The sequence below is a fragment of the Parasutterella secunda genome, from assembly GCF_016901835.1.
Classification (GTDB): Bacteria; Pseudomonadota; Gammaproteobacteria; order Burkholderiales; family Burkholderiaceae_F; genus Aphodousia; species Aphodousia faecavium.
This window is the reverse complement of the sequence record NZ_JACJKX010000003.1, coordinates 83766-107255: the sequence shown is the minus strand read 5'-3', so window position 1 is coordinate 107255 and position 23490 is coordinate 83766. Positions and strand designations below refer to the sequence as shown.

Annotated in this window: 19 protein-coding genes; 1 reads left to right on the top strand and 18 read right to left on the bottom strand. The window is 47.9% G+C overall.

The window, feature by feature from the left end:
* Nucleotides 1–53 precede the first annotated feature (53 nt).
* Nucleotides 54–2429: a phosphoenolpyruvate synthase gene (gene ppsA / locus H5985_RS02800; RefSeq protein ID WP_205049801.1), complete on the bottom strand. Its 2376-nt coding sequence runs from the start codon at nucleotides 2427–2429 to the stop codon at nucleotides 54–56.
* Nucleotides 2430–2522: 93 nt separating this feature from the next.
* Between ppsA and ppsR the strand changes: the two genes are divergently transcribed.
* Nucleotides 2523–3392 (top strand): posphoenolpyruvate synthetase regulatory kinase/phosphorylase PpsR, encoded by an 870-nt coding sequence (gene ppsR, locus H5985_RS02795; RefSeq protein WP_205049800.1) that lies wholly within the window; start codon nucleotides 2523–2525, stop codon nucleotides 3390–3392.
* Nucleotides 3393–3464: 72 nt separating this feature from the next.
* Here the strand turns inward: ppsR and H5985_RS02790 are convergent, their stop codons facing one another.
* The 17 genes from H5985_RS02790 to H5985_RS02710 all read right to left on the bottom strand — a co-directional run bounded on the left by H5985_RS02790 (nucleotide 3465) and on the right by H5985_RS02710 (nucleotide 23167).
* Complete coding sequence (locus H5985_RS02790) at nucleotides 3465–4694, bottom strand: DUF401 family protein (RefSeq protein ID WP_205049799.1); 1230 nt, start codon at nucleotides 4692–4694, stop codon at nucleotides 3465–3467.
* A 181-nt stretch (nucleotides 4695–4875) separates the two neighbouring features.
* Nucleotides 4876–5343, bottom strand: a complete 468-nt coding sequence (locus H5985_RS02785) for a nucleoside recognition domain-containing protein (RefSeq protein ID WP_205049798.1) — start codon at nucleotides 5341–5343, stop codon at nucleotides 4876–4878.
* 2 nt (nucleotides 5344–5345) lie between these two features.
* On the bottom strand, nucleotides 5346–6104 hold the full coding sequence (locus H5985_RS02780; protein WP_205049797.1) for a nucleoside recognition domain-containing protein: 759 nt from the start codon (nucleotides 6102–6104) through the stop codon (nucleotides 5346–5348).
* A gap of 851 nt (nucleotides 6105–6955) precedes the next feature.
* A complete protein-coding gene (locus H5985_RS02775; protein ID WP_205049796.1) occupies nucleotides 6956–7342 on the bottom strand; it encodes a hypothetical protein in 387 nt (128 codons plus the stop codon).
* Nucleotides 7326–7568, bottom strand: a complete 243-nt coding sequence (locus H5985_RS02770; RefSeq protein WP_205049795.1) for a Gp49 family protein — start codon at nucleotides 7566–7568, stop codon at nucleotides 7326–7328. The genes H5985_RS02775 and H5985_RS02770 overlap by 17 nt, the downstream gene beginning before the upstream one ends.
* 4 nt (nucleotides 7569–7572) lie before the next feature.
* Complete coding sequence (locus tag H5985_RS02765) at nucleotides 7573–15441, bottom strand: ADP-ribosyltransferase-containing protein (RefSeq protein ID WP_205049794.1); 7869 nt, start codon at nucleotides 15439–15441, stop codon at nucleotides 7573–7575.
* A gap of 4 nt (nucleotides 15442–15445) precedes the next feature.
* Nucleotides 15446–16288 carry a hypothetical protein gene (locus tag H5985_RS02760; RefSeq protein ID WP_205049793.1) on the bottom strand — a complete coding sequence of 281 codons (843 nt, stop codon included), beginning with the start codon at nucleotides 16286–16288 and terminating at the stop codon, nucleotides 15446–15448.
* A gap of 22 nt (nucleotides 16289–16310) precedes the next feature.
* Entirely contained in the window at nucleotides 16311–17135 is an 825-nt protein-coding gene (locus H5985_RS02755; protein ID WP_205049792.1) for a hypothetical protein, read from the bottom strand.
* A gap of 21 nt (nucleotides 17136–17156) precedes the next feature.
* Nucleotides 17157–17861 (bottom strand): hypothetical protein, encoded by a 705-nt coding sequence (locus H5985_RS02750; protein WP_205049791.1) that lies wholly within the window; start codon nucleotides 17859–17861, stop codon nucleotides 17157–17159.
* A 12-nt stretch (nucleotides 17862–17873) separates the two neighbouring features.
* Complete coding sequence (locus tag H5985_RS02745; RefSeq protein ID WP_205049790.1) at nucleotides 17874–18299, bottom strand: hypothetical protein; 426 nt, start codon at nucleotides 18297–18299, stop codon at nucleotides 17874–17876.
* Nucleotides 18300–18301: 2 nt separating this feature from the next.
* The gene (locus H5985_RS02740; RefSeq protein WP_205049789.1) at nucleotides 18302–19687 is read right to left on the bottom strand and encodes a hypothetical protein; all 1386 of its coding nucleotides are present in this window, start codon (nucleotides 19685–19687) and stop codon (nucleotides 18302–18304) included.
* 12 nt (nucleotides 19688–19699) lie between these two features.
* A complete protein-coding gene (locus tag H5985_RS02735; RefSeq protein WP_205049788.1) occupies nucleotides 19700–20413 on the bottom strand; it encodes a phage adaptor protein in 714 nt (237 codons plus the stop codon).
* Between the two features lie 6 nt (nucleotides 20414–20419).
* Nucleotides 20420–21121: a collagen-like protein gene (locus H5985_RS02730; protein WP_205049787.1), complete on the bottom strand. Its 702-nt coding sequence runs from the start codon at nucleotides 21119–21121 to the stop codon at nucleotides 20420–20422.
* Between the two features lie 5 nt (nucleotides 21122–21126).
* On the bottom strand, nucleotides 21127–21501 hold the full coding sequence (locus H5985_RS02725; RefSeq protein WP_205049786.1) for a YcbK family protein: 375 nt from the start codon (nucleotides 21499–21501) through the stop codon (nucleotides 21127–21129).
* Entirely contained in the window at nucleotides 21498–22001 is a 504-nt protein-coding gene (locus H5985_RS02720; protein WP_205049785.1) for a phage holin family protein, read from the bottom strand. Before H5985_RS02720 ends, H5985_RS02725 begins: the two co-directional genes overlap by 4 nt.
* A 186-nt stretch (nucleotides 22002–22187) precedes the next feature.
* Entirely contained in the window at nucleotides 22188–22643 is a 456-nt protein-coding gene (locus tag H5985_RS02715; RefSeq protein ID WP_205049784.1) for a hypothetical protein, read from the bottom strand.
* 47 nt (nucleotides 22644–22690) lie between these two features.
* Complete coding sequence (locus H5985_RS02710) at nucleotides 22691–23167, bottom strand: hypothetical protein (protein ID WP_205049783.1); 477 nt, start codon at nucleotides 23165–23167, stop codon at nucleotides 22691–22693.
* Between the last annotated feature and the right edge of the window lie 323 nt (nucleotides 23168–23490).

Here is a 23490-nt window from a genome sequence, read left to right as displayed (position 1 = left end):
ACCGAAAGCGATGAAACCTTCGGTCTTTTTATTCGTTTAATGACTATTTGTCATTATTTGCTTTGAGCCAAGCGTCTCCAGGTATCGACCACCGTATCCGGGTTCAGGGAGATGGATTCAATACCTTCGTCCATCAACCATTGAGCCAGATCTTCGTGGTCGGACGGACCCTGACCGCAGATGCCGACATACTTGCCGCGAGCACGGCAGGCACGGATCGCCATCGAAAGCAGAATCTTCACAGCTTCATTGCGTTCGTCAAAGCTTGCGGCAACGAGACCGGAGTCGCGGTCCAGACCCAAGGTCAACTGCGTCATGTCGTTGGAACCAATGGAGAAACCGTCAAAGTAGTCAAGGAACTTATCGGCCAAGACAGCGTTGGACGGGATTTCGCACATCATGTTGACGCGCAAACCGTTTTCACCGCGCTTGAGACCATTGCGTTCCATGATTTCGATGGTTTGACGGGCTTCGTCGAGCGTACGCACGAACGGCACCATCAATTCAACATTGGTCAGACCCATCGTGTCGCGAACGAACTTCATGGCACGGCATTCCATACGGAAGCATTCGGCAAAGGTGTTCGCAATATAACGGGAAGCACCGCGGAAGCCCAACATCGGATTTTCTTCATCGGGTTCGTAGCGGTCGCCGCCGATCAACTTGCGGTATTCATTGCTCTTGAAGTCAGACAAGCGAACAATGACCTTCTTCGGCCAGAAGGCAGCAGCAATCGTCGCCACGCCTTCGGCAATCTTCATTTCGAAGAAATCGACCGGGCTCTTGTAGCCGGCACTCAAGCGTTCCACAGCGTCACGCAATTCACCGTCAACATTGGGGTAATCCAACACGACTTTCGGGTGGATACCGATATTGTTGTTAATGATGAATTCAAGGCGGGCCAAACCGACACCCTTATTCGGGATCGATTGGAATTCAAAGGCCAATTGCGGATTGCCCACGTTCATCATGATCTTCACGGGAATTTCAGGCAAAGCACCGCGCTTGACTTCTTCAACCTGGACTTCCTGGCGACCTTCATAGATCTTACCGGTGTCGCCTTCAGCGCAGGAGACCGTCACTTCCATGTCTTCGGCCAAGCGTTCGGTTGCATCACCGCAACCCACAACGGCCGGGATACCCAATTCACGGGCAATAATGGCGGCGTGGCAGGTACGACCGCCGCGGTTAGTAACGATGGCGCTGGCGCGCTTCATCACCGGTTCCCAGTTCGGGTCCGTCATATCCGTCACCAACACGTCGCCGGCTTTGACGCGTTCCATTTCGCTTGCGTCTTCAACGATACGCACCGGACCCATACCGATCTTCTGACCGATAGCGCGACCGGTTACCAACACGCGACCCTTGCTCTTTAAGGTAAAGCGTTGTTGCACGTCGGCGTTGTTTTGACGGCTCTTCACTGTTTCCGGACGAGCCTGCAAGATGTAGATCTTGCCGTCGATACCGTCCTTACCCCATTCGATATCCATCGGACGGCCGTAGTGCTTTTCAATGATCGTGGCAAACTTGGCCAATTCAATCACATCGTCATCGGTGATGGCGAAATGACGGCGATCTTCGGCGCTCACGTCAACCGTGCGCACACTTCGGCCGCTCTTGGCGTCGGTATCAAATTCCATCTTGATCAATTTGCTGCCCAACGTGCGGCGAATGATCGGGAAGTTGCCGGCAGCAAGCATGGGCTTGTGCACATAGAATTCGTCAGGGTTCACAGCACCTTGAACGACCGTTTCACCCAAACCGTAGCTAGCCGTGATAAAGACCACTTGATCGAAACCGCTTTCGGTATCGAGCGTGAACATCACACCGGCTGCGCCCTTATCGGAGCGGCACATACGTTGAACACCGGCCGACAATGCCACTTCAGAGTGGGTAAAGCCCTTGTGCACGCGGTAGCTGATGGCGCGGTCGTTATAAAGGGAAGCAAACACTTCACGCATGCGCGAGAGCACCTGGTCGATACCGACCACATTCAGATACGTTTCCTGTTGACCGGCAAAGGAGGCATCGGGCAAGTCTTCAGCAGTAGCAGAAGAACGAACGGCCACGCTGATTTCTTCTTGGCCGTCCTTTAACCATTCGTAAAATTCACGAATTTCTTTTTCAAGCTCAGCGGGGAAGGGTGCTTCTTCAATCATCTTGCGAATTTCGGCACCGGCCTGAGCAAGAGCTTTCACATCTTCTACGTTGAGATCTTTCAAACGATTATTAATGCGTTCTTCGAGGTTGTTGGCAGACAAGAACAAGCGGAACGCTTCAGCAGTCGTGGCGAAACCGTCAGGAACTCGGATTCCGGCGCTCGTCAGTTGGCTCAGTAATTCACCCAAAGAGGCGTTTTTACCACCAACGCGATCGACGTCGGTCATACGCAGTTGGCTAAACGGAAATACATAACGACCTTGCGGCATTTTCTTCCCCCAAAAAGGATTGGATTGTTAGAATATCTGAATTGTAGCGACAACCGATTCATTTCGGGTAATTTTTTAACCTCAGGTCCTTTTATGTTCAATACTCTTGAAAAAGAAGAATCCGCCCAAAAAAGCGGTAAGCGCACTGTGTTCATTGTTTCCGACGCCACGGCCATCACGGCTGAAACACTGGCGCACTCGGTGCTCACACAATTTACCGATCTGCAATACGATCAGGTGCGCATCCCCTTTATTGATTCTCCTGAAAAAGCCATTTTGGCTGCTCAGAAAATCAATGACGCTTATATCAAAACCGGTGTGCGTCCCTTAGTTTTCTCTACTTTTGTCGACGTGAACATTCACAAAACGTTTACCGAAAAGTGTCAGGGATTTCGCATTGAATTTTTCAGAAGTTTCATCAAAGAAATCGAACAGGAAACGGGCCTGAAGTCCGCGCATTCGATGGGCCGCAGCCACGTCATCAAAGATGAAGAGCGCTATAACCGCCGTATTGAAGCCATCAACTACACTCTGGCTCACGACGACGGTCAAATGAACAAGGGGCTAAACGAAGCCGATGTGATTTTGGTTGGGGTGAGCCGCTCGGGCAAGACGCCGACGAGCCTGTTCCTAGCCATGCAGTTCGGTGTCAAGGCTGCCAACTACCCCCTCATCCCCGAAGACTTTGAACGAGGCGAATTGCCTGAAGTCCTTCACGATAAGCGCGATAAACTTTTCGGCCTGTCGATTTCTCCGGAACGCTTGTCTCAAATTCGCAACGAACGCCGCCCCGGCAGCCGTTATGCCTCTTTAGATAACTGCCGTCAGGAAATTGAAGCAGCCGAAAACATGATGCGCCGCGAAGGCATTAAGTGGCTCAATTCCACGAGCCGCTCCATTGAAGAAATCTCTGCAACGATTATGGCTGAGTTAAATCTTCACAACGCTCACAAGATCGAGTAATTCGTTCCTGCGAAAGAAAATCGCCCTTGGACAATAATCCTCGGGCGATTTTTTTGGGTAACTTACTTCAGATCAGAAGAACGACTTTCCCCAAGTAAAGTAAGAAACGACAATAAAGAGTCCCGAGAGCGGAATCTGCGCTAAAAGCACGAGTTTTAAAGTCTTGAAGAAGTCGCTCTTAAAGTAGTCGACCGTAATGGTAAAACACAGGTGCGTGGGCGTAATCATTTGGCCTGCCACACCAAAAACCATTGCCACCCCCACGAGATCCAAGTCCCCCATCGAAAGACCGGCCACAATCGGCATCATGATGGCGACGTGACCCTGCGAGATCCCGGTCAGCAACCCGATGATAAAACTCAAAATACCGATGATGACAGGCACCGGTAAGGGAGAGGCTTCAAAAGCGGCCACGAGCTGCGCGAGCACCCCCGTCTGATCCAACAATTGAATAAAGGTCAAAATGCAGATCACGTTGACAAACATCTTCCAGTCAAGTGCGCCCACAAAAATTTCTTTGATGCTGACATGGCGGTTAAAGGCCATCAAAACAGGAATCATGGCCAATACAACAATGACCATGGATACCGATGCCTGAAGGCCGAAGGCGACCATTAAGGTCACGTTGGCAATGACAGGAGTGAGCGCCAGGATGAAATCCACATTGTGGCGTTTGGCCTCTTCCACTGAAATCTCTTTTTTGATGTTATCGGTCTGCTTGAGGCCCCGCACCATGAATATCCACCCCAAAAGGAATGCAGCAATCGTGAGGTAGCCCAAGTGAACAATCAAATCCCCGACTTTGACGCCTGCAATACCGCAGGCCAAAATCATGCCCGGAACCAAAGGACTCGAGAACTCGAAAATATGGCGGAACCAAAAATTAATGGCGGCTTTGTCTTCAGGTTTAACTTCAAAACCTTTCGAGGCTTCTTCAACAATCGGAGCTGAAAAACGGGCTCCACCGATTGAGGGCAATAAACCCAAAAAAGCAGGCATGACTGCCAAAGTAAACCGGCGGCTCGAGAACATTCTCGACAAGGCTTCCACCATACCGGCCAAACAGCCGCTTTTTCTTAATTGGATTTCCAAACAGATCACCAAATAAAGCGCACCGACGAGGTCATAGTTTCTCGGCAGCGACAACATCCGTGTTACAGCACCGGTGAGCTCCTTAATCGTCGGGTCCGTGCACAACCAGATGAACAAACCGCCTACCAAAATGGCAATACCGATCGGCTGATGACGACGCAACAAAAATAGCGTAATCAGCATTGCTATAGTGATGATGAGAAAAATCATAGAAAACCCAATTACTTTCCGTTACAAAATATCTGAATGCTACGCTTTTTTTGACAATACTTGAAACGTGTTTCGGGCAATTGAATTGATCGGAGCCAATGACAAATCAAAAAAGATCTTAAAAATGAGAAAATGCTTTTTAAATTCTCGCCCCACCGGACGGCAGGGCGAGAAAATCCTGTTAAATAATGATGCTCATAACAGCCAATGCCGCAAAAGCCATCACAATGGGGATCAACATAATGACATAAAGCATTTGATCCTTAATGCCGATGACACCCAGGCAGCGCCCCATGTATTGAAGCTGACCGCCCATAATGAAGATAGAAGGCAAAATCACGGCGGCCTCTTGACCGTTCATCACGCCGTCGCTTAAGAAAGCGAGCAACACACCGATCGCTCCGCCGCTTGACATCCAGGCACTCACTAAAACCATTGCGCTCTCTCCCGGCAAACCGAATAAGGACATCACCGGTTCAAAAGCCATTCCAACATAGGTTAAGAGACCTGAAACCGTCAAAATTTTAATCAGCACAAAAGCCATCACTAAGTTTGGAAGCATCGACTTCGTGGCCAATTCCCAACCGCGGCTTGCACCTTTAACAAACACCTCAGTGATCATAGGTTTTTGAGTGGAGATGGCAGACATAATCAGTTCCTTTCAATAGTGATGACAGCAGGATTAATCGCCGGGCTTTGCGAGCGGGCTTTTTCACGAAGTGCGATACGCAATTGAATCAGACGCATAATGTTGGCGCCGATCACTTTGGCTATGAGTAAAACGGCCAAGCCGGCACCCATACTAAGCGGCACGGCACTAGTGCCATCGGCATTTGTAAAAGCCAGAACGGCAGCACTAAAGGTGACGAAATTGGTAATCGGAGCGCAGGCAACCATTTGGAAAGCGCAGAAGTTATTCAATTCTGTGTAAGTGAGCGCCCCGGAGTCCTTTAACTGACGCGTGAGAGCCGCTCCCCCATCGGTCGATTGCAGGCAAGCGATCATGGCAAGCGTTGCGGTTCCGGGCACGCCGATCAAAAGTCTCAAAACGGGTGTCAAGAGTTGACGGGCAGCACGCAAGGCACCGTAATGCTCAAAGACTGTGATCATGCCCATGGCAAGCATCACGCCCGGTACAATCATCGAAATGGCGAGCATGAAACCGTCGATGGCACCGGAGCCACCGATACCGCGAAGAGTCGTCATCGTTGTGGCGACGCCATCGGGTGTTTCTGTGACTTTACCGACCACTTTGCCGGCATTACCCATCAACGTCGTGAAGTCAAGGAAACTCCAAAAGTACGAGGTACCGGCTGCTATGCCGGAGAAGAACACAATGGCCAAAGCCAGCGAGATGTAACACCCTATCGTCACTTTTTCTTCATTGGGATTTAATTTTTTATCGGACATTTTCATTTTCCTAAAGTTTCAGTTGAAATCGACAAAACCTTTCTGGGGAGGTTTAAATCGATAAACCGGTGGTCCGATTTGACGCATCGAGCGCATCAGCCTTGCGCAAAGATTGGTCCCTGAGCGTTCAAGCAAAGTCAAGGAAACTGAACCCAAACGGGTTAATGTATTTTCATTTCTACGACTATGACGGCTGGACTTATGCATAGCGACTTCCGAATTTTCAAGATTTTGAAAATGTCTGAATGCACTACGACTGTATTTTTGAGGGTTCAGTAACGGTGATTCAGACCGTTTGCAGGTGGTTCCTAGAGGAACCGGTCAATTTTCAGTATCGCCAATAGCTGAAAACGACAAACGAAGGAAGCGGGAAACGACTAAATCGTTCCCCGATGCTAAAGCTGAAAAAAACAGCCTTACGAGACACACCCATAAGGCCATCCAAAGGAGAAGAGATCGCAGCACAACAAGACGTATGGGATAAACCCATATCGCTTTGCTGTAATGTGTTTGAACGTCTTTGGTCCAACATTTGATGCGATCTCAAAATGATTGACAGTTATGGAAATTTTCTCGGAAAAATGAAAAGGGATCAATCAGGCGAAGTATCTATTTTTAGCTAAAAATAGGGAGAAAATATTAGGAAAAAGAAAATTAGGCGCAGGAAAGCAACGTAAGAGAAAGCCTGAGAACCATTTAGGCTCCCAGGCTTTTACTTTTTGGTGGCGAGACGGGATTAAATATCCCTTATTTTCAGGCCTTACACAGATAGATACATTATTGGCCACAATAATGGCTACATAATTGCTCGACTCAACCTTGGCCAATAAAAAAACTACTCGACTATTTTATCATTGGACGAGCGCCCCAAGATACGCGTCAGCTCTTTTGAGTAACTCTTCACCTCTGACCGCCAGTCTTGATAACTCGTCTCGCTGACGACGGCAGGTTGCCAGGTCTGTATCGGTGTGACGGAAGGCGTTGAGCTGGCGCAGCCGGTCAGCGCTATCGCTACGAGCGCTGTCCAAAGCAGCATTGAGATTTTGAATTTGTTTTTCATATTCAGATTTCACTTCGTTTTGTGCATCAATGACGACTTGCGCCTGAGCAAGTTTGAGCTGCTCAAGCGCCAATTCCCCTTCTGCTCTGGCCTTGTCATACCCTAAGGAAAAGCAAAAGAATGCGATTCCAAGGGCTGCAGCAGTAGCTATGAGACCAATCTTAAGATTGCCGCTCATTGGCCTGCTCCCAAGCGATAAAGCCAAGAGAACGTTCTACTGCGTCATCCAAGGCATATTTTTTGCCAAGTTCGCTGTCAAACTCTTTTGGGTTAGCACAGGCGCTCCAACCAAGCGCGGTCATACCGTTCTTAAAAACCAAGCAGCAAACCGTTGCGGTCGTGTCAGCCGGGTGCCAGTAGTCAATTCGTGCCACTCGTTGCATCAGTTCTTCTTTAGAAATCATATGGTCATTCTCCATTAGAAAGATTCTCTCGATCCCTATTTAACTGCTGAAGTTCCTTCGCACGCGCAGTGTTATCCCTCAGCTTTTCTCGTTGTTTTTTGATTTCTTCTTGACCTTCGAGCGGGTTAATAGAGCCCTGCTTGATATAACGACTCAATGAACGAATGTTGGCCAGGATTTCTCGGTTTTCTCTTTGAATGTCAGAAATCTTGAAAGAGAATTCCTTTTGGAAATCTACGTTTCTGACCTTCAATCCCATCGTATTGATGGCGGCATTCAACGGAGTAACCGCTTGACCATTGCGACCAATGCCCGTGTAACCCATGACTGACTCACCCGTAGCGTTGGCGAGACCATTGAGAACACGTTCAAAGTGATAGCCGCCGTAGGCCAGAGCCGGAGCCAACTGACGCCACATGTAAGTTGCACGTTTCTCTGCTGCCTCGGCTACGGTATCACTATCCTTTGTAATCTCGCGTCCGGTAAAGGTGTCTACGTTCAGCCCCATTGCAGCCCATAAGGTATAGAGAGGCGTGCCAACAGCTAACATTTCAGGACGCGGAATACCACCGGCTTGGTTGGTCAAGTCAAACATTTGGCCACCAGGAATGAAATTACCGATATTCCAATAGACAGGAAGATTGGTTGTCGGATCATTCCAAAGACGCAGGAACTTCGGATTGAACATGGCACCCATGCCCTGCATGTATTCAGGCAATAACCCTTCTTCGGTTTCTCTCAGCTTTTGTCCCTTTTCAATGCGCGTCCACCAATCATCGTCAGCATCACCAGCTGCAATAGCGTAACTCAGCAAATTGGCTGTCCACATTAAAGCGGCTGGCGCCAGGAAACGATGAGGATAAGTCACCATTGTTAAAGCCAAACGCGGAACGATCTTATACGTCCAGGCAAAGAACGGAATCGCAGAATCACGAATTGCTCGTGCGCCACCCGGCAGATCGTCATAAGTCGGAATAAAGCCTAAGGCATAATCAATGGCATCTTTCGTAGACAAGCCATGATCTTTAGCGTATTTATATATTAGGGCTTTAAAGAAGCTATCCTCAGCATCGTACAAATTACGCATCTTCTTACGAAGACCGTAATTGAGCATGTAATTGAAGACAAACTCAAAGCCACGCTTGCCTAAAGATTCCTGTTTGCTTTCAAGCTTTGTGTACTCTTCTGGCAACAACTTGGCAATTTCTTCCTTAGAGAAGGAGCCGGTAAACAATCCGTTTTCCTCGGCTTCTTTCAACCAGGCTGCGTTTTCTTTAAACGCTTTTCGGATTTCCAAATAGGCTTTGGCGTCCCACATATTCACACCGGCAAGGTGAGCCATGATGATATTGCCCGCCGTGTTGTTCATGTGAGAGACGGGATTCAAGGCTGTCTTGCCTTCTTTCCAGTAGGACAGCAAATTCCGATAAGCGCGGGCAAACGCAGAGGGTACTTCTGCATGAGGCATAACCTGAGCCAACACCTCATCCTTTACGTACTTACCTGCCAAAGCACCATAACGCTTCACGCCTCCAGTTTCAGGAATAACGACATCGGGAACGGCAGAATAGCCTTCGCTCGGAGTATTGCGAGTCCAGGCCGGGTTTTCTGCAATCTGTTTAAAGAGTCGACCCAAGGCCAGATCTTCCTGCATTTGCATGTAACCCATAACGAAGCGGTATCCGGCGTCACGGATTTCTCCCATTTCCTGACGTTCTTTCGGTGTCCAGTCACGCCACACGTTAACCGTTTGGTGCTCATCCACTTCAACATTAGGCATATCCTTGAAAGCCAATTCGGGCTGAGATTCTTTGGCTTCCTTATTGAAGGTATAGCGTTCGTCTCTGACCTCCCAACCGTCACGGATATATTTATCCAGATCCTTAACCTCAATGAGTTCGTACTTGCCACGGCCTTTGAGCGAACCGCCGCCCACTCCACGGAGAGGGACACCACGCTTCATGAAGTTCTTAAACCAGCCTTCCCCGTCCAATTCTTTGCGGCGATTGTAGAAGCGAGGTAAGTATTGACCACGCCAACGGTTGAAAGCCTCTTCAGAGAGCATTCCCAAATTAACAAGGTCCTGGCCCTGCTGCGTCATCAGATCGCTCATCATAGACGCCATCTTCAGAACGTGTTCCGGCGGATGAGCGTCGGCATCAAGCGCCTTTTCAATTACGTCCGAAATCAGGCGGCGATCGTTATCGCTCCACTTGGCCATTTCCTCTGCAACCTTACCGACCTTGCGCTTAGCGTTATCCACTTGTGCACGAAGATCGCGGTACATTTCGCGGACTTCCTTTGGTGCCATACGCATAGCGTACTTAGTACGAAGAGCAGGAATCATGGCTTCTGCTGCATCCAATGCCATATTCCCAATTCCTGTCGCTATATGTTCTCCCCAGGCCAATTTCCAGCGCCCCAGTTCATCACGCTGAATCGGAGAACCCCAACCGGAGTTCAACCCCATGTTTCTTGCCCAACTGCCTCTTGCGCCGTCTTTCTTTGTACGGAGATCACCACGGCGTTCACGCCATTCGCCTCGGTAGTCATCGGCAAAAGTCGTCATACCATTAGAGGGTTTGCGTTCAACGTTGCCCAAAGACTTGGCGTTGGCTCTGGCCACGGCCACAATGTCGTCAGTCGTCAAACGAAGTCCCGGCAGATTATTAACACCGAGCTTCTTATTGATCCACAAGCGAACTCGGCGCATCAAATCCTCAAGCCACTGAACAATGGGATGGGACTTCGGCAAATCCTTTTGCGCCTTAACTGCCTCTTCAACAAGGTAAGCAGCAGCTTCTTCAGGAGAGGTTTCGCCGGCCGCATCCATGCGGCGCTTAGCTGCCTGAGCAACTTTGTCACCGTTGGCGGCACCGTTCCAGACAATCTGCTTGGCACGTGCAAAAACTGCCTTCATATCACCGTCAGCGGCCATATGAACACCGACTTCGTGCATGAAAACCGCACGGGCATTTTCGTCTGTCAGATTGTCAGCAACCAGATAAACCTTTTGCGTGCGAGGATCGTATGCACCTTGGATGGAGCCATTGGCAGAACGCTTAATAACTACCCCGTCAATTTCCACACCACCTCGACCGTTTTCAATAAAACTGCTATCATTAAACTCAACAGATCGAGATTCAGCCATAATGCCCCCGTTACGGCCTTGATGACGGCGGGATACGGACGATGGAGCATTTGCCGTGTATGCTTCGTGAACGAGAGAGAGGCTGGCGTTCCCCCGATCTTTCCAAAGGCCAGACGAAAGTTTGGCCTTTGTGTTTTTGTCAGAACTCGGCGTTCGTGTGATGATGACATAGCCATTGTATTGGTCATTCCACCGCAAAACGTAAGCACGTTGAGGAGTTTCAAGAATAACCTCACCGCCTTTTTGGGTATACACATTGACTGTCTGATCACGCAAGTCATCAATTGTTTGCTTGATCAAATCATCAACCAATCCATACTGAGAACGTTCCTCTGGCGCTCTAAATGGATATTCTCTTGCATGATCAAATGCATGTGTAATATCTCGACCAGCATGCTCTTTACGGGCGTATCCTAATGTTAGGTAAATGTTCCCACCACGAACGCCATCAACGCCTTCTAATCTGGCTATAAAACCAGAGGTATTCCAGGCTTCTTCGGCGTGTGAAACAGGAGAATCAACTGTAAAGTCTTCGCCCTCATAGCCATGAATATATGACTTGCTGGTATTGTTGCTCGTAGCATTCAGTAGATCCTTTTCAGATTGAACGACAACCACTGAGCCACGACTTCTTAAATTGCGGAAAGCCTCACCAATGTCAGAATCATTGGACAAGGTTTCAGTGATTGATTCAACGGTAGAACCGCCTTGATTGTTTTTTGTTCTGGAAGCATAGGCACCAGCTTGACCTGCATCGGCTTTTTGTTGCGCTTGGGCGAAAAAGTCTTTGATCCTCTTTTGAGTAACCGGTCCTTCCCATTCCGCCTCGTCAACAATTCGGCCTTCAGGTGTGTAATAAGAAACAATCAAGCCATCATTTTCATAGGCCATGCGCTGCAACATTTGAAGTTGGGCACGTGTAGGCTGACGAGTTAACGCGGCGATTCCAGATCCATAGTCCATACGCATGGCGCCTGTACGGGCCATGAAGTTGTACATGTAATCCGATTGATCTTGAATATTTTGGTCTTCAAAGAAATGTTCAGTGGAAACCCCTCTAACATTAGTACCACTGACTTCACGATGATCAACGGTTCGGCGACCTCTTAAATCTCGCTTCGTTCTTTCGTCTTCGACTTCATGCGTACCGCTCATATTAAGCATGTCGCCGTCTTGCATCATGTAGCCAGATTCACGAGGATCCCATGTTGTTCCAAAGTATTCCTTAATACCTTGCACCAACTCCGCTTCAGGCTTAAAACTGGTTGATCGGGAAAATCTCAAACGCCTATCGTTAGGGTTGAATTCACCATTATTGTCAGTTGCTGATTTAATCTGATTGGAGCGGAAAGCGACATAATTATTTGTGGCTTCAGACATTTCCGTGAAACCAGCGCCGTCACGGATATTGTTGAAAATAACGCCGTCATAACCATTGTCTTTAGCCCATTGCGCCCATCCGTATGTGTCATTGACCATGCCGTTGTAACGAATAGTGTTGTAACTGCTGTTATTTGCATCAATGATTAACGGATTCTTCAGATTCAGATAAACATCGTAAATGTTGCTTCCGTAACTCCCAGCATTGTCACGATTGGAGTTAAAGAAGTGACCAGGTTGCTCATCGTACTGATTTTCAAAACTTTCAAAATTTGAATACTGGTATTCATCAAAACCAGTTCTTGGATTCCGCCTTACTGTCTTTTGAACATTGTTGGTCCCATGATAAACAACACGAGGCTCGCCATTTTCATCCAATACTTTTGAGGCTGACTCTGAATCATTTTCCCAATCACCAAACCAAGCTTTAAATTCAGGCGTGCGAACTTGCCGCCATTGTTCCGGTGCAAGGTTTGAAGGTTGACCATTTGGCGCCAACAATTCACTTTCACGAGAGAAACGCAGATCCCCTTGACCACGCAGAGCATCTTCTGCGGAGGTACTGTCATCGGTTAAAGTGAAGTTATCTGCGTAGCCTTCGTTGAGGCTCGACACTTCATTGCGAAGGTTTTGAGCCTCTTGGCGCTGTTGATTCTGAGCGTCCTCACGGGCTCGTTGGGCCTCTGCCTCTTCCCGAGCCCGGGCCTCGGCTTCTATTTCGTCTGCGGTTTGCCCTTGGAGACTGAAGCCTTCATTTCCTTGAGCGTTTGAAGATCCTCTTGAGTCATTCGGGCTCGGATTTGTTCCGGTGTTCCGCCCTGAAGCATTTTGGCCAGAACTGACGCTCCCCTCTGGGTTTTGAAGATCGGGCGCTTGGTTTCTTTGTCTTGCACGTCGTTGGGCATTGCGTAACTCCGTAATTTGGTTATTGGTTTGCTGGATATGCTGCATCAAATCAGCACGTGAAGCTCTTTGGACACCGCCAAACATATCTTCTGTTTCTGTGTCCCGTGTAGCTTCATTGTAGGCAAAGTCGGCCGCATCGCTCAAGACCTCAATCACCTGCTTGTTGCTACGGGGATTTTGAGCAAAGAGACGTAGGAACAACTCGACATCAGGATCGGCGAACGCATCGACCTGAGCGGCGATATCCTGCATGCTTAAGCCCTTACGCTTGCCTTGAACAATCTGGTTAACCGCATCAATCAAAGCTCCACGGAAATCCAACTCTCCGCATCCATCCAGGCGCGCCATCTTCGGAGCGACAGCACTTAAGGTATTGATGACAAGTTTCGCCTCCGGATCAACCGCCTGGGCATACATGGCAATCACATCATCGTTACCATAGGCCTTGGCAAAAATGGCGTTATTAAGGCGGTCAACGGCCTGCGTTGTAATGCGACCGTGTTCGTCGATCATTTCCGCTTGCTCAGCAGACGGCATGCTGCGGATAAAACTCACCACGGATTCTTGCGTCGGCGAGCCATCCTCGTTGAATTCCATTCCTTCAAAATTCACACGATTGGCATCATTGTGAGCCTTTTCAACGGCGTTAAGTTGATTGTTACCGGACGTGTTGCTGATATCACCAATGTTGCCCGTCACCCGTTCATTGGGCATGATCCTGACCAATACAGGGTTACGCATGCCATTGATCACTTCAGGGTTGACACCGTGCATGGCAGCGTCTTCAGTCAACTCCCTACGGTAATTGGCGGCAGTCCCTTGCTGATAAGCAGACGTGATCCCCACAATACGGCCATTGCCAGCGATAGCGGTCACTCGGTCTTGACGGCCATATTCAGGATTGGCAATGCCATTAACATTGTGCGAAGTGGCAACGGAGTCCGCCTCGACCACGGCGTATTGCACAGGGATACGCTCGCCTTCAGCCGTCGTTGCGTAATCCGTTCTGCCTTTTTGATTATCAGGAATTGAACCATAAGCAACAACCGGAGCGCCATTGGCAAAGTCACGACCGAAGCTCACACGACCATAATCGGGATTACCTGCGATACGCTCCATCTGTGTAATACTCGCCTTATTGCTGCGATTGCGGTTTTGCAAAACAACCGGAGTCTGAGTATTGGGTTGCTGTGTATTTTGTTGAGAAACGGGCTCAACATTATTGGCCTCAACCTGTTGTGTTTGTGTTGTTTGTTGCTGGGACTGAGGTTGAACCGGCTCTTGAGTTTGGACACGAGGTTGAACCTCGGGTTGAGGTACAGGTGTTTGCTGTGATTGTTGAGACTGCGTAGCCTGTTCAAACAATTCACCCAAGGCATCCAATGCAGCTTGCGGATTTTGCTGAGGTCCTTCAGATTGAGGAACATTCTGCGGAATTTGTTGTTGAGGTCTGGCAGCAAGCCCAGACGTCATTCCAATCGGACCGCCCAAAATTGCGCCCAAGGTTCCGGCAAATGTTTGTCGTTTCAGTGCATTGTTCCAATCGATAGGCGTTCCGGAACCAACAGATTCGCCAGCAATGTTTCCGCCTTCTTCAATAAATTCCTGACCAAATTCTTTACCGCCACCTTTAATAAACCCTGTTACAGCACGTCTTGCTGCGCTTTGGCCAATTTGACGAGCGGCATTACCAGTAAGGAGTTGAGCCAAAATATTTTCGGCACCACCTCCTGTCAACTTAGAAGCCAAAATCGAGGTACCTGCACTAATCCCCGCCCCCAGATATCTATCAGCTTGATCCTGATTTTCTAAAGCTTCAGAGGTGTAAGTATCAGCCGCATTAATAGCAGCATTACCAAGCATAGAACCAGCTGCAGCGGCTTTTGTGGGAGAAACGTTCCCTAAGACACGAGCCAAAGCACCGCCTCGACCCGCTTGAGCTAATCGAGCAGCCGCACCAACACCACGCACAGCTCCGACACCCATCCCAGTCGGCGTAACCATGGAACCCAATGATTCAAGTGCTGATCCTACCGTTGCCCTAGGATTGGCTGCAATAATGGTTGGCAGATCTGCAATTGAATAATTGGGATCGGCCATCATTCGATCCAGACGCCTTTGCTGAGCCAGAGCGGCATCACTTAACGCGAAGTCCTTAAATGAGTCAGTTTGCTCACCGATCCAATCGCTGAAATTCTTCAGAACATCAGCATCACCCGTAGCCATTCGGCCAACATCAACGACACCCTGGACCGCAGTTGGAATGGCTGATAGAGCATAGACGCCCATATCTTTTAAACCAGAGAAGAAACCCCCGTTTTCAGCATCCCACTCATCGATAATATCATCAGCGGTTTTGGCTGCTCCAAGGACCGGCCGGTCTTTCAAGGGATCTAAACCTTGGTCCCAAGCATCAAGAATGTCGTCTGCTCTCATATCTTTAATATCCATAAACTGCTAAGGCTTGTCTTGCGTCTTCCTTACTGATCTCGCCGTTTAGATAGCGCTTGCGAATTGACTCTATCGCGGCATCCTTATTGGTCTGTTCTGGAGGAACGTAGGTTTGTTGAATCGGAGGCGTCTGCGGTAACGATGCCGGTTGAGTAGCCGCTGGTGTTGCTGGTTGAGGAACTCCAGTAAAAGCTTTAGATACAGGCGAAGGCAATCCACCCTTAAACGCAATAAAACCTTCTAACGTTGATGGATAGCCTTGTTGCTGCATTTGAATCATATCTTGCAACATGGCCTTATCATCAGTCGTCATGATCGGCTGCAAGGTACTGTTATTGATGACTGGCTTACCCTGATCATCCAACAATGGCGTCGGATAAAAAACTTTTATCTGACTGGGATTAAGTCTTGGACCATTTCCACCGGAACCTCCGCCACTTGTTCTTATCGTTTTAGTTTTGAAAACACGAGCTAAGTTAGGGTTGCCCAATGTTTGAACGCCCGTTGCCTCATTGATCGAGTAACCAGTATTTCCAACATTGGAAAAGGGCGTATACGCCTTGCCGCCACCTTGAAGGGCATAGAAATTCGCCGCATCACGATCTTTGGCAAAAAGTTCCGTCGCTCGATTCATCAAATCAAAAGCCTGTTGCTCACGCGCAGCCTTAACTCGGTTAAGTTCTGCTGTTGACGCCCGGCTATCCAACAAAGACCGATTCATCAGGGCTTTGATTTGGTTTTCCTGCTCCATCAAGCGGGCTCTGGCCGGTAACGTGGCCAAGTTTTGAAAGACTCGGCCAAGGGCGTTTGTGCTCTGATTGTCAAATTGCATCCTCATCTGAACACCTTCCTAATTAAAAAAGGGCACCGTAAGAGCCATTGGCAAATGCCTTTGTCCAGGCATCATTGGTACTGGCTTTGAGGACATCGCCAGCATTTCCAAAGTTGAACCAAAGCGAGGGAGAGGCATTAGCGCCGTACACAGCAGAAGACGCTGCATAAGAAGGTGCATAGGTTGAACCTAATTGCGCGCTTGTATCAGCCAAGGTACCTGCATTACTCGCTGCCGAGGCTCCACTACCGGCTAAACTCGATCCCAAAGACAAAGCCGTACCAACAGCGCTTGCTCCTTGACCAAGCATCTTCAAGGTCTGATAGCCATTCAATGCGTTTTGCGCATCGATCTTGGCTGCTGTAGAACGATTCATGGCGTTGTTGGCCAGCCAATCATTCTCGGAAGCCATGTCCGCCATGCGGATTCCTTCGTTCATGCGTAAGCGACCGGAGGATTTCACTCGTCCCATCAAGTTGGCCAACGTGCCAATTGTCTGTTGCGTGCGTTGATCAGAAGCCGCCTTGGCTCGTTTGTAATCCTCAGAAACGTCACCTTGCGTGGTTTGCTGTTCAGCGCGGATCGCCTGAGATTCGCTCACAGGTTCTTTGAATTGACCTTCAAGTTGTGAGGCAATTTCGTCTTGAGCTTCTTTGCGCTTTTCAGCTGCGTAGTTGGTCGTTTCCTGATTGATGTTGTCAATGAGCTTCTTATGATCCGCAGTGTTTTGTTGTTCTGCACGGTTAATGATCGACTGAGCATCCTTATTGGATTGATAGCTCGCATAGGTCTGCATCGCAGCGCCAATAAGCGAAATAATCAAACCGGCAATGGCAGCGGTTCCCATAGTTCAAAACCTCCTACCTCATTAGGACACAGTGCCACCGTAAGAGTTTTGCGGAGCAGTCGGATCCTTTTGTTGCTGGGCCAAATACGGGTTATATAAATTAGCGTTTTGTTTCACAGCCTGGTTATACAAATAGGCGTTTTGCATATCGCCGAACAAATTGCCCACTTGAGCAACGGCCTCATTGGCGGCTGCATTTTGGAGATTGGCCTTTAAACCTTCAGAAGCCAATTGAGAAGCCTGAGCAGCATTAATGCCGTTGTTCGCCATACTCAAAAGACTGTTTTTTGTGTTTTCGTCCTGAGTACGCAAAGAAGCGGCCGCATCATCAGCCAACCCCTGGGCCTGCATCAAACCTTCATTGGTACGGCGATTCAATTCTTCATTGGCATCAATATTGACAGAGCCCCCCAAAAGGCCATTACGAGCCAACGCAAAACGATTAGCACGCTCAGCCTCTTCGGCCTGACGATTCACTTCCTGAGTGTTAAGGTCATAAACCGCATCACGATGTTGGTTATAAAGCGATTCACGTCCTGCATCGGCAAATTCTTCTAGGATGGCTTCTCGAGCAGCTTCAGCAATCTCTCGGCGCTGGGCTTCCAATCGCGCAGCCTTATCGCTACCACCGCCCTTATAGAGCGGACCTGACTTTTGGTAATGACTCCGGCGGCCACATGCGCGAACGTCACCGCCTCCGATAATTCCAATTTCAGATAAACACATTTCAGATTTCTCCTACAGTTTTAAACGCAAAAACTCATACGTCCGTTGGAAGTTCAGCTTTGACGTAAGCATGCGGGCCATAGCCTCCGAGCAAGAACATTCAACGTACTCAATGCCAACGCTTTTAAGCATGTTCAAAATCCTTGCCCAAAACACGTTCGCACTGGGAATTAAATTTTTCCCACCCAAAGCCATAATGTTCACCGCTTTCATCCGAGGATAAATCACCCACTCCACCGCAAGCGCAACGGATGGTTCTCCATTCCAAAGGGAATAGATCACAAAAGCCCTTTGTTCCTTAACCATCAGGTAAATGTCCTCTACTTGATACTCACCGTGGACTGCATGGATGACACATTTCTCAAGCATGGGTTTAACTATTTCCCAGTGAGGTTTGAATTCTTCCTCTGACTGCAAAAAGAAGATCTGATTATTCATTTTTAGATTGTGTCCAAAAGCTCGTAATACAAAGTAATGCCGTTCAATTGGAAAGGTTTGGCATCGTAATTTCTGACTCGAACTGAAAATTCTGTCCCGATACACTCCACAGGGATCAAACCTCCAGGACGTGTATTTCCGGAAACCAACAATTCAGGAGTAAACGCATCGGGATCATTGGCGTTGTAACCAATGGAGACATAAGCGGAACCGTCAAAGACCACATCCATGCCACGGATATGCTTCAAAATGCCCGGCTTCTTAAAGTCCATGTACGGGAGCTCAACGAGCATTTCATATTGCTGACCATTATCAGTTTTTACTTCATCATCGAGCTGATAGACCGAATCTCCGGAACGTACATAAAGGCGTTGATTATTCTCAGCTACAGCCTCAATTGGGAAGGCAAGGAAGTATTCTGACCAAGCGGCGATTTTGGCCGTGCGCGAAAAAGAGTAAACAAACAAATGATTCCCCATTGCGCAGACATACTGGCCCGTACCATAGAAGTAGAAAGAGCGAGGATTGACATTTGGATCACTAAGGGCTTGCCGAACCAATGAATCAATGGGAGAACCAACGTCCACGTCAGCCAAGTTATTGGTGTATTGCAACGTTGTGATGGAACGGAAACCGTAGTCACCCAAGAAATAAATGTCACCGCCGACATTTGCCACTGTGCGAGGATAAGAGGTACCTACGTTTTCTACCAGATCTTCCAGGACCATTGCGGTCGGATCAGGGTCAACGGTCCAAATTTGAGCATTATCTTTGGCAAAAACAACCAGGTTCTTTTTATAAATACCTAAAGCATTGGCCGTCTTATCGCCTCTGGCATTTAATCCGGTCGGCAAAAAGCCTGCATCATCCGATTCTGTCCAATTTCTCGCATCACCGGTTTTTGAATAGCGAACCGTATCACCGTCCTTACCCACGGCAAACATTTTGGACTGCATTTTTACGCAGGCTTTGGTTTGAGGACAATTAGAATCAGTAACCTTAGTATTATCTGATGAGTCTAAATAATGATGCTGAATTGTCCCGTCGGTATATTCCGCTACAACGTACAGATAACCATTAAAGATATCGGCGTACCAAATATCTTTAAGTGTTTTTCCATCAGTGTCTAATTTATGACTCTGAAACAGTGAATTGGCATGGGTAATATTTGAGGCAGCAAAGGTATTGAGTTTCCCATTTGCGGAAAACAACCCTTTTGTACCGGGCTCAAGATCAGCAACCTTTCTGAAACCAGGCCGCTTAGCGGTTGCTAAACCTGTAGTCACGTAGGCATTTTTCATCTGGCGCAAACGGTTGGCATCTGAGACAGAAGCACCTTTACGGAGGTCAACGCCGAGATCGAACCTGGAAAAACTTATCGAAGGCATGGTGAACTCTCCTTAGTAACGATGAGCACTGAATTTTCCGTCAGCCCCCATGGTGACAAAGTAACTTTTCTCACCTTTACCTTCAGACAAAGAATACTGTTTAAAGGTGACGTTATTTCCCCGTTCATAGCTCAAAAGTTCGTTATAGGCAGCAGCCGTTTGCTGCGCTTCCGGCATACGGTAATGAGCCTGTGCTGTGGCTAAAGCTCGTAAGAACACCAAACGTGAGTTTGCTGGGCAACGATCATCCTTTTCTGTGAACTTGAAATGGGTGCTATTCCATTCGATTACCAAACCGTAGTCACGCTCAGGGATTGGATACAGCTCAATTTGGCCATTGGTCCGATCAAAATGCGTCGGCATATTCTGATCAATTTCCGCTCGCATCCATTCTGAAATCCCTTCAATCAAGCGATAGCGTTGATCAACCCCATCAGCGATATAAAGTCCGGTTACATCCTGCGGATTGATATCCTCATCGTTTTCGTCATCGTGCCAGTCGTAAAACTTTGATCCTTTGACTATCTTGATTGTGGTTATGCGCTTGAAAAACGGGATTCCCAAATCCGCCACCACAATATCGGCGGCTTCCTGCAAAAATGAAATCAAAATAGGATCGTTTGCCTGAGAGGATGAACCCTGAGCAATAAACCCTAATCGGGAGCGAAGTTCAGAAAGAAGCGCTCCCATCGTTTTTTGTCGTCTTTGAAGAGGATTGGTTACCATAGGTCACTACTCCGCACTAATCTTGATAGAAAGTTGCCCGCTTCCATTAACAACAAGATTCACAGACAAAAGGGATTTACCGATTAAGTTGGCAGTCTTCACGGTTTGATCAACGGAGGTAACCAGACCATCGGTTCCATCCTCACCCGGATCACCCTTGGGACCAGGGTCGCCCTGAATACCTTGTAGACCTCGCTCACCTTGCTCACCTTGTTCACCGGTGTCGCCTTTATCTCCCTTGTCTCCTTTGCCAAAAGTTATGCCTGAAGACCAATCCGCCTGCGTCAACGACAACTTCCAATAGAGCTTGCCCTCGTCCATCGCCAAGAAACTGAAACCTTTTGGCATCAAGTCGTACATCGAACGGTTGGCTTTGATATCCGAAATGTCAGCCACAAATGACGCTCCGACATCTCCCTTAACGCCTTGTTCACCTCGAGGCCCCTCTGGTCCCGTATCGCCCGTATTGCCCTTTAAACCCTTAGGTCCGCGCAAACGCTCAACAGCCGCTTCAGTCAAACTGTCTGCTTGAATAATGTTTTCTTTTAATGTTCCGTCGTCATTAAGAAGCAACGATTGATTGTCTCGAAGACCTTTAATGGACTTGGCCACATTGTCAAATTCATTGTTGAGTGCGGAGTGATCTGTCGCATTCCCCGTGTTTTCGACAAAGTTTTTACTTCTTAAATATGCAGGTGCCTGAGCCATAGTTCTTAACCTCTCTCATCCCAACGAGCGTGCTCACCACGCACGTCAACATGTACAAATGTGTTGTAGAAACCAACTCCACCGTTTGGATTCATCTCATCACAAATTCTTTGAAGCTCCGGCAAATCAGCCATATTCTTAGACAGCGGTCGAATGTCTGCTGCCAGCCCCAGAGTGTGATAGGAATTCTTTACGCCGCCCACAGTTGCGTTGTGCTCAGGGCTTCGGTAACCGGAAGTGACAACAATAGGTTTGCCGTACCGACTTCTAATGGCATTGAGCTTCACAATAAGTTCACGTTTGACAACAGTGTCATCAAACGGCGACTGTTTTCCGTCCTTGCTTTCAAATTCTTTCGTATCAAAAAATCCAATCTTCATTTGATTTCGTCCTTTTTATTGGGTGCATGGAGTTTGATTGGAAGGGTTTTAGAGGCGCGCTCTTCGAGGTATTGATTGATTGCGTAAAGAATGTAGCGGAGCACCGGCGGGATAATGCTGCCCAAGCCTGCTTTTTCGAGGTTTTTAATCACCGAACCAAACTCGCCGGCGGTATATGCAACGATGACAACGGATTGAACGAAATCGATATGTATAAGATCATGCAGTGTCATGTCTAAACCATGGGCCAGAGCAATGATCGAAAACATGACCACTTTGCGGATAACTCCCCAAAAGAGCACCTTTCCGCACCATGAATGGTTTCGTACCGCAGCAAGCATCCCCGTCACCATATCGGCAACGACAAAGATCATGAGCCACAGCATTAGTGGAGCAACATCACCAAAGGCGAAACTAAATGCGGCACCTACCAGTCCTCCGATAGTCATTAAGGACCGCTCAACACCACCAGACAAAGTATTTGTAAGAGAAGCAATCATCCCAGTACATCCATTGGAATTACTGGAATGATCTTATGATGGGTTTTCTTTGGCTTGCGCAGTATGCTGAGTATTTGAGCTTTAACAAAAGCCCCGAAGCGGTGAGCCCCGGGGCTTGCTTTTAGTTTGGCCTACTCTTAGCTGCGTAATTAGCCTTTAGGAAGTAGCCAAAATATAAAAAAACTTCTAAAAAGGAGGTGTGGCCTTCGGGCCAATATACACTCGGTAGGTCTTACCAACATCAGATGAGTTAAACAGGCGTGCTGGCTCGGCTTCTGCTTGAAGCGCCGACCCAGTAAAGGCAAGTTTTGCTGATGCAACAGAAGAACCCTTCTTAACGTGCACATACAGCGAGTCATCCTCTACCTCAGTGTAGAGGGGTTTAAGATCTATACGATCGCTTGTATTCCCGTCAGCGTAATAAACAGATTCCAAACTCTTTAAAGCTTCGACCGGAAAGGAATGCCCTTCAATGGTGTGTATATAGCTATCTTTATGTAACTGGGTAATGGAGCCACGATAACTGTTGTACCACCCATAATGGTTTGTCGGATAATTACTATCCAGGCTATGGCCAACCGTGATCTCCCAAACCCCATCAAGGCTCTTTTGTCCGCATAAAAGTAAGTCGTTATTAAGCATTTACGCAACCCTCCCAAAAACAGAAGAGTTGCTTGAAGAACAATGGCTTAGAGCCACTGGGGAGGGGTCGAAGAGGGGCCTATGTATATGTTAATCTTTTTGCCTAAATCGCTTGCGTCAAATAAAACATGATCGAAGCTTGAGATAAATGTAACATCGTTAGCTTTTTTGTTAAAAGCTTCACTAACAATACTACTTCCCTTTCTACGATGAACGTAAACGGTTGTAGCAACGCTCGTTGGGGTAAAGTACGCACTTAGCTCGTTTTCCTCAAGCCTATTAGTATAGTCGTCATAAATACTACGCAATAGAAAACTCGAATATACAGTTGCTGTCGCCCCATTAGTCCCATAAATGTAATTCCCTCTAGGATCGTACGACGTTGCGCTTCCAAAACCAGACCCCACTCCATAACAAAGGTCAATAACTCCACCTGAGTAGGTCCCTACTTGAATGACCCAAGAACCCTCACCTACATACGGCTTTTTAATTGCAGGAACTAACAACAAATCATTATTCAACATTACGCAACCCTCCTATAGCTAGAAGAGTTGCAGCTGCGCAAATCGAGATTAGTATGGGGGGGGCTATAACTGAGCCAAATAGGAATCTTTTTACCTACGTCTTCGGCAGTGAAAAGTACAGGATCATCGTCTCGCCATACTGCATATCCATCGGGACTAGATCCTGTAGTACAGGTACCAAAATTTTTCTTTAAGTCAGATCTACCTAAATATAATTCATACGCGTCTGTAAAACGACCGTTTACTTTTACCCAAGTTTGATTAGACAGTTGGTCATAATAAACTTCTATTAGTTGAGCGTTCTCTGGCGAATTAGTTGGCGA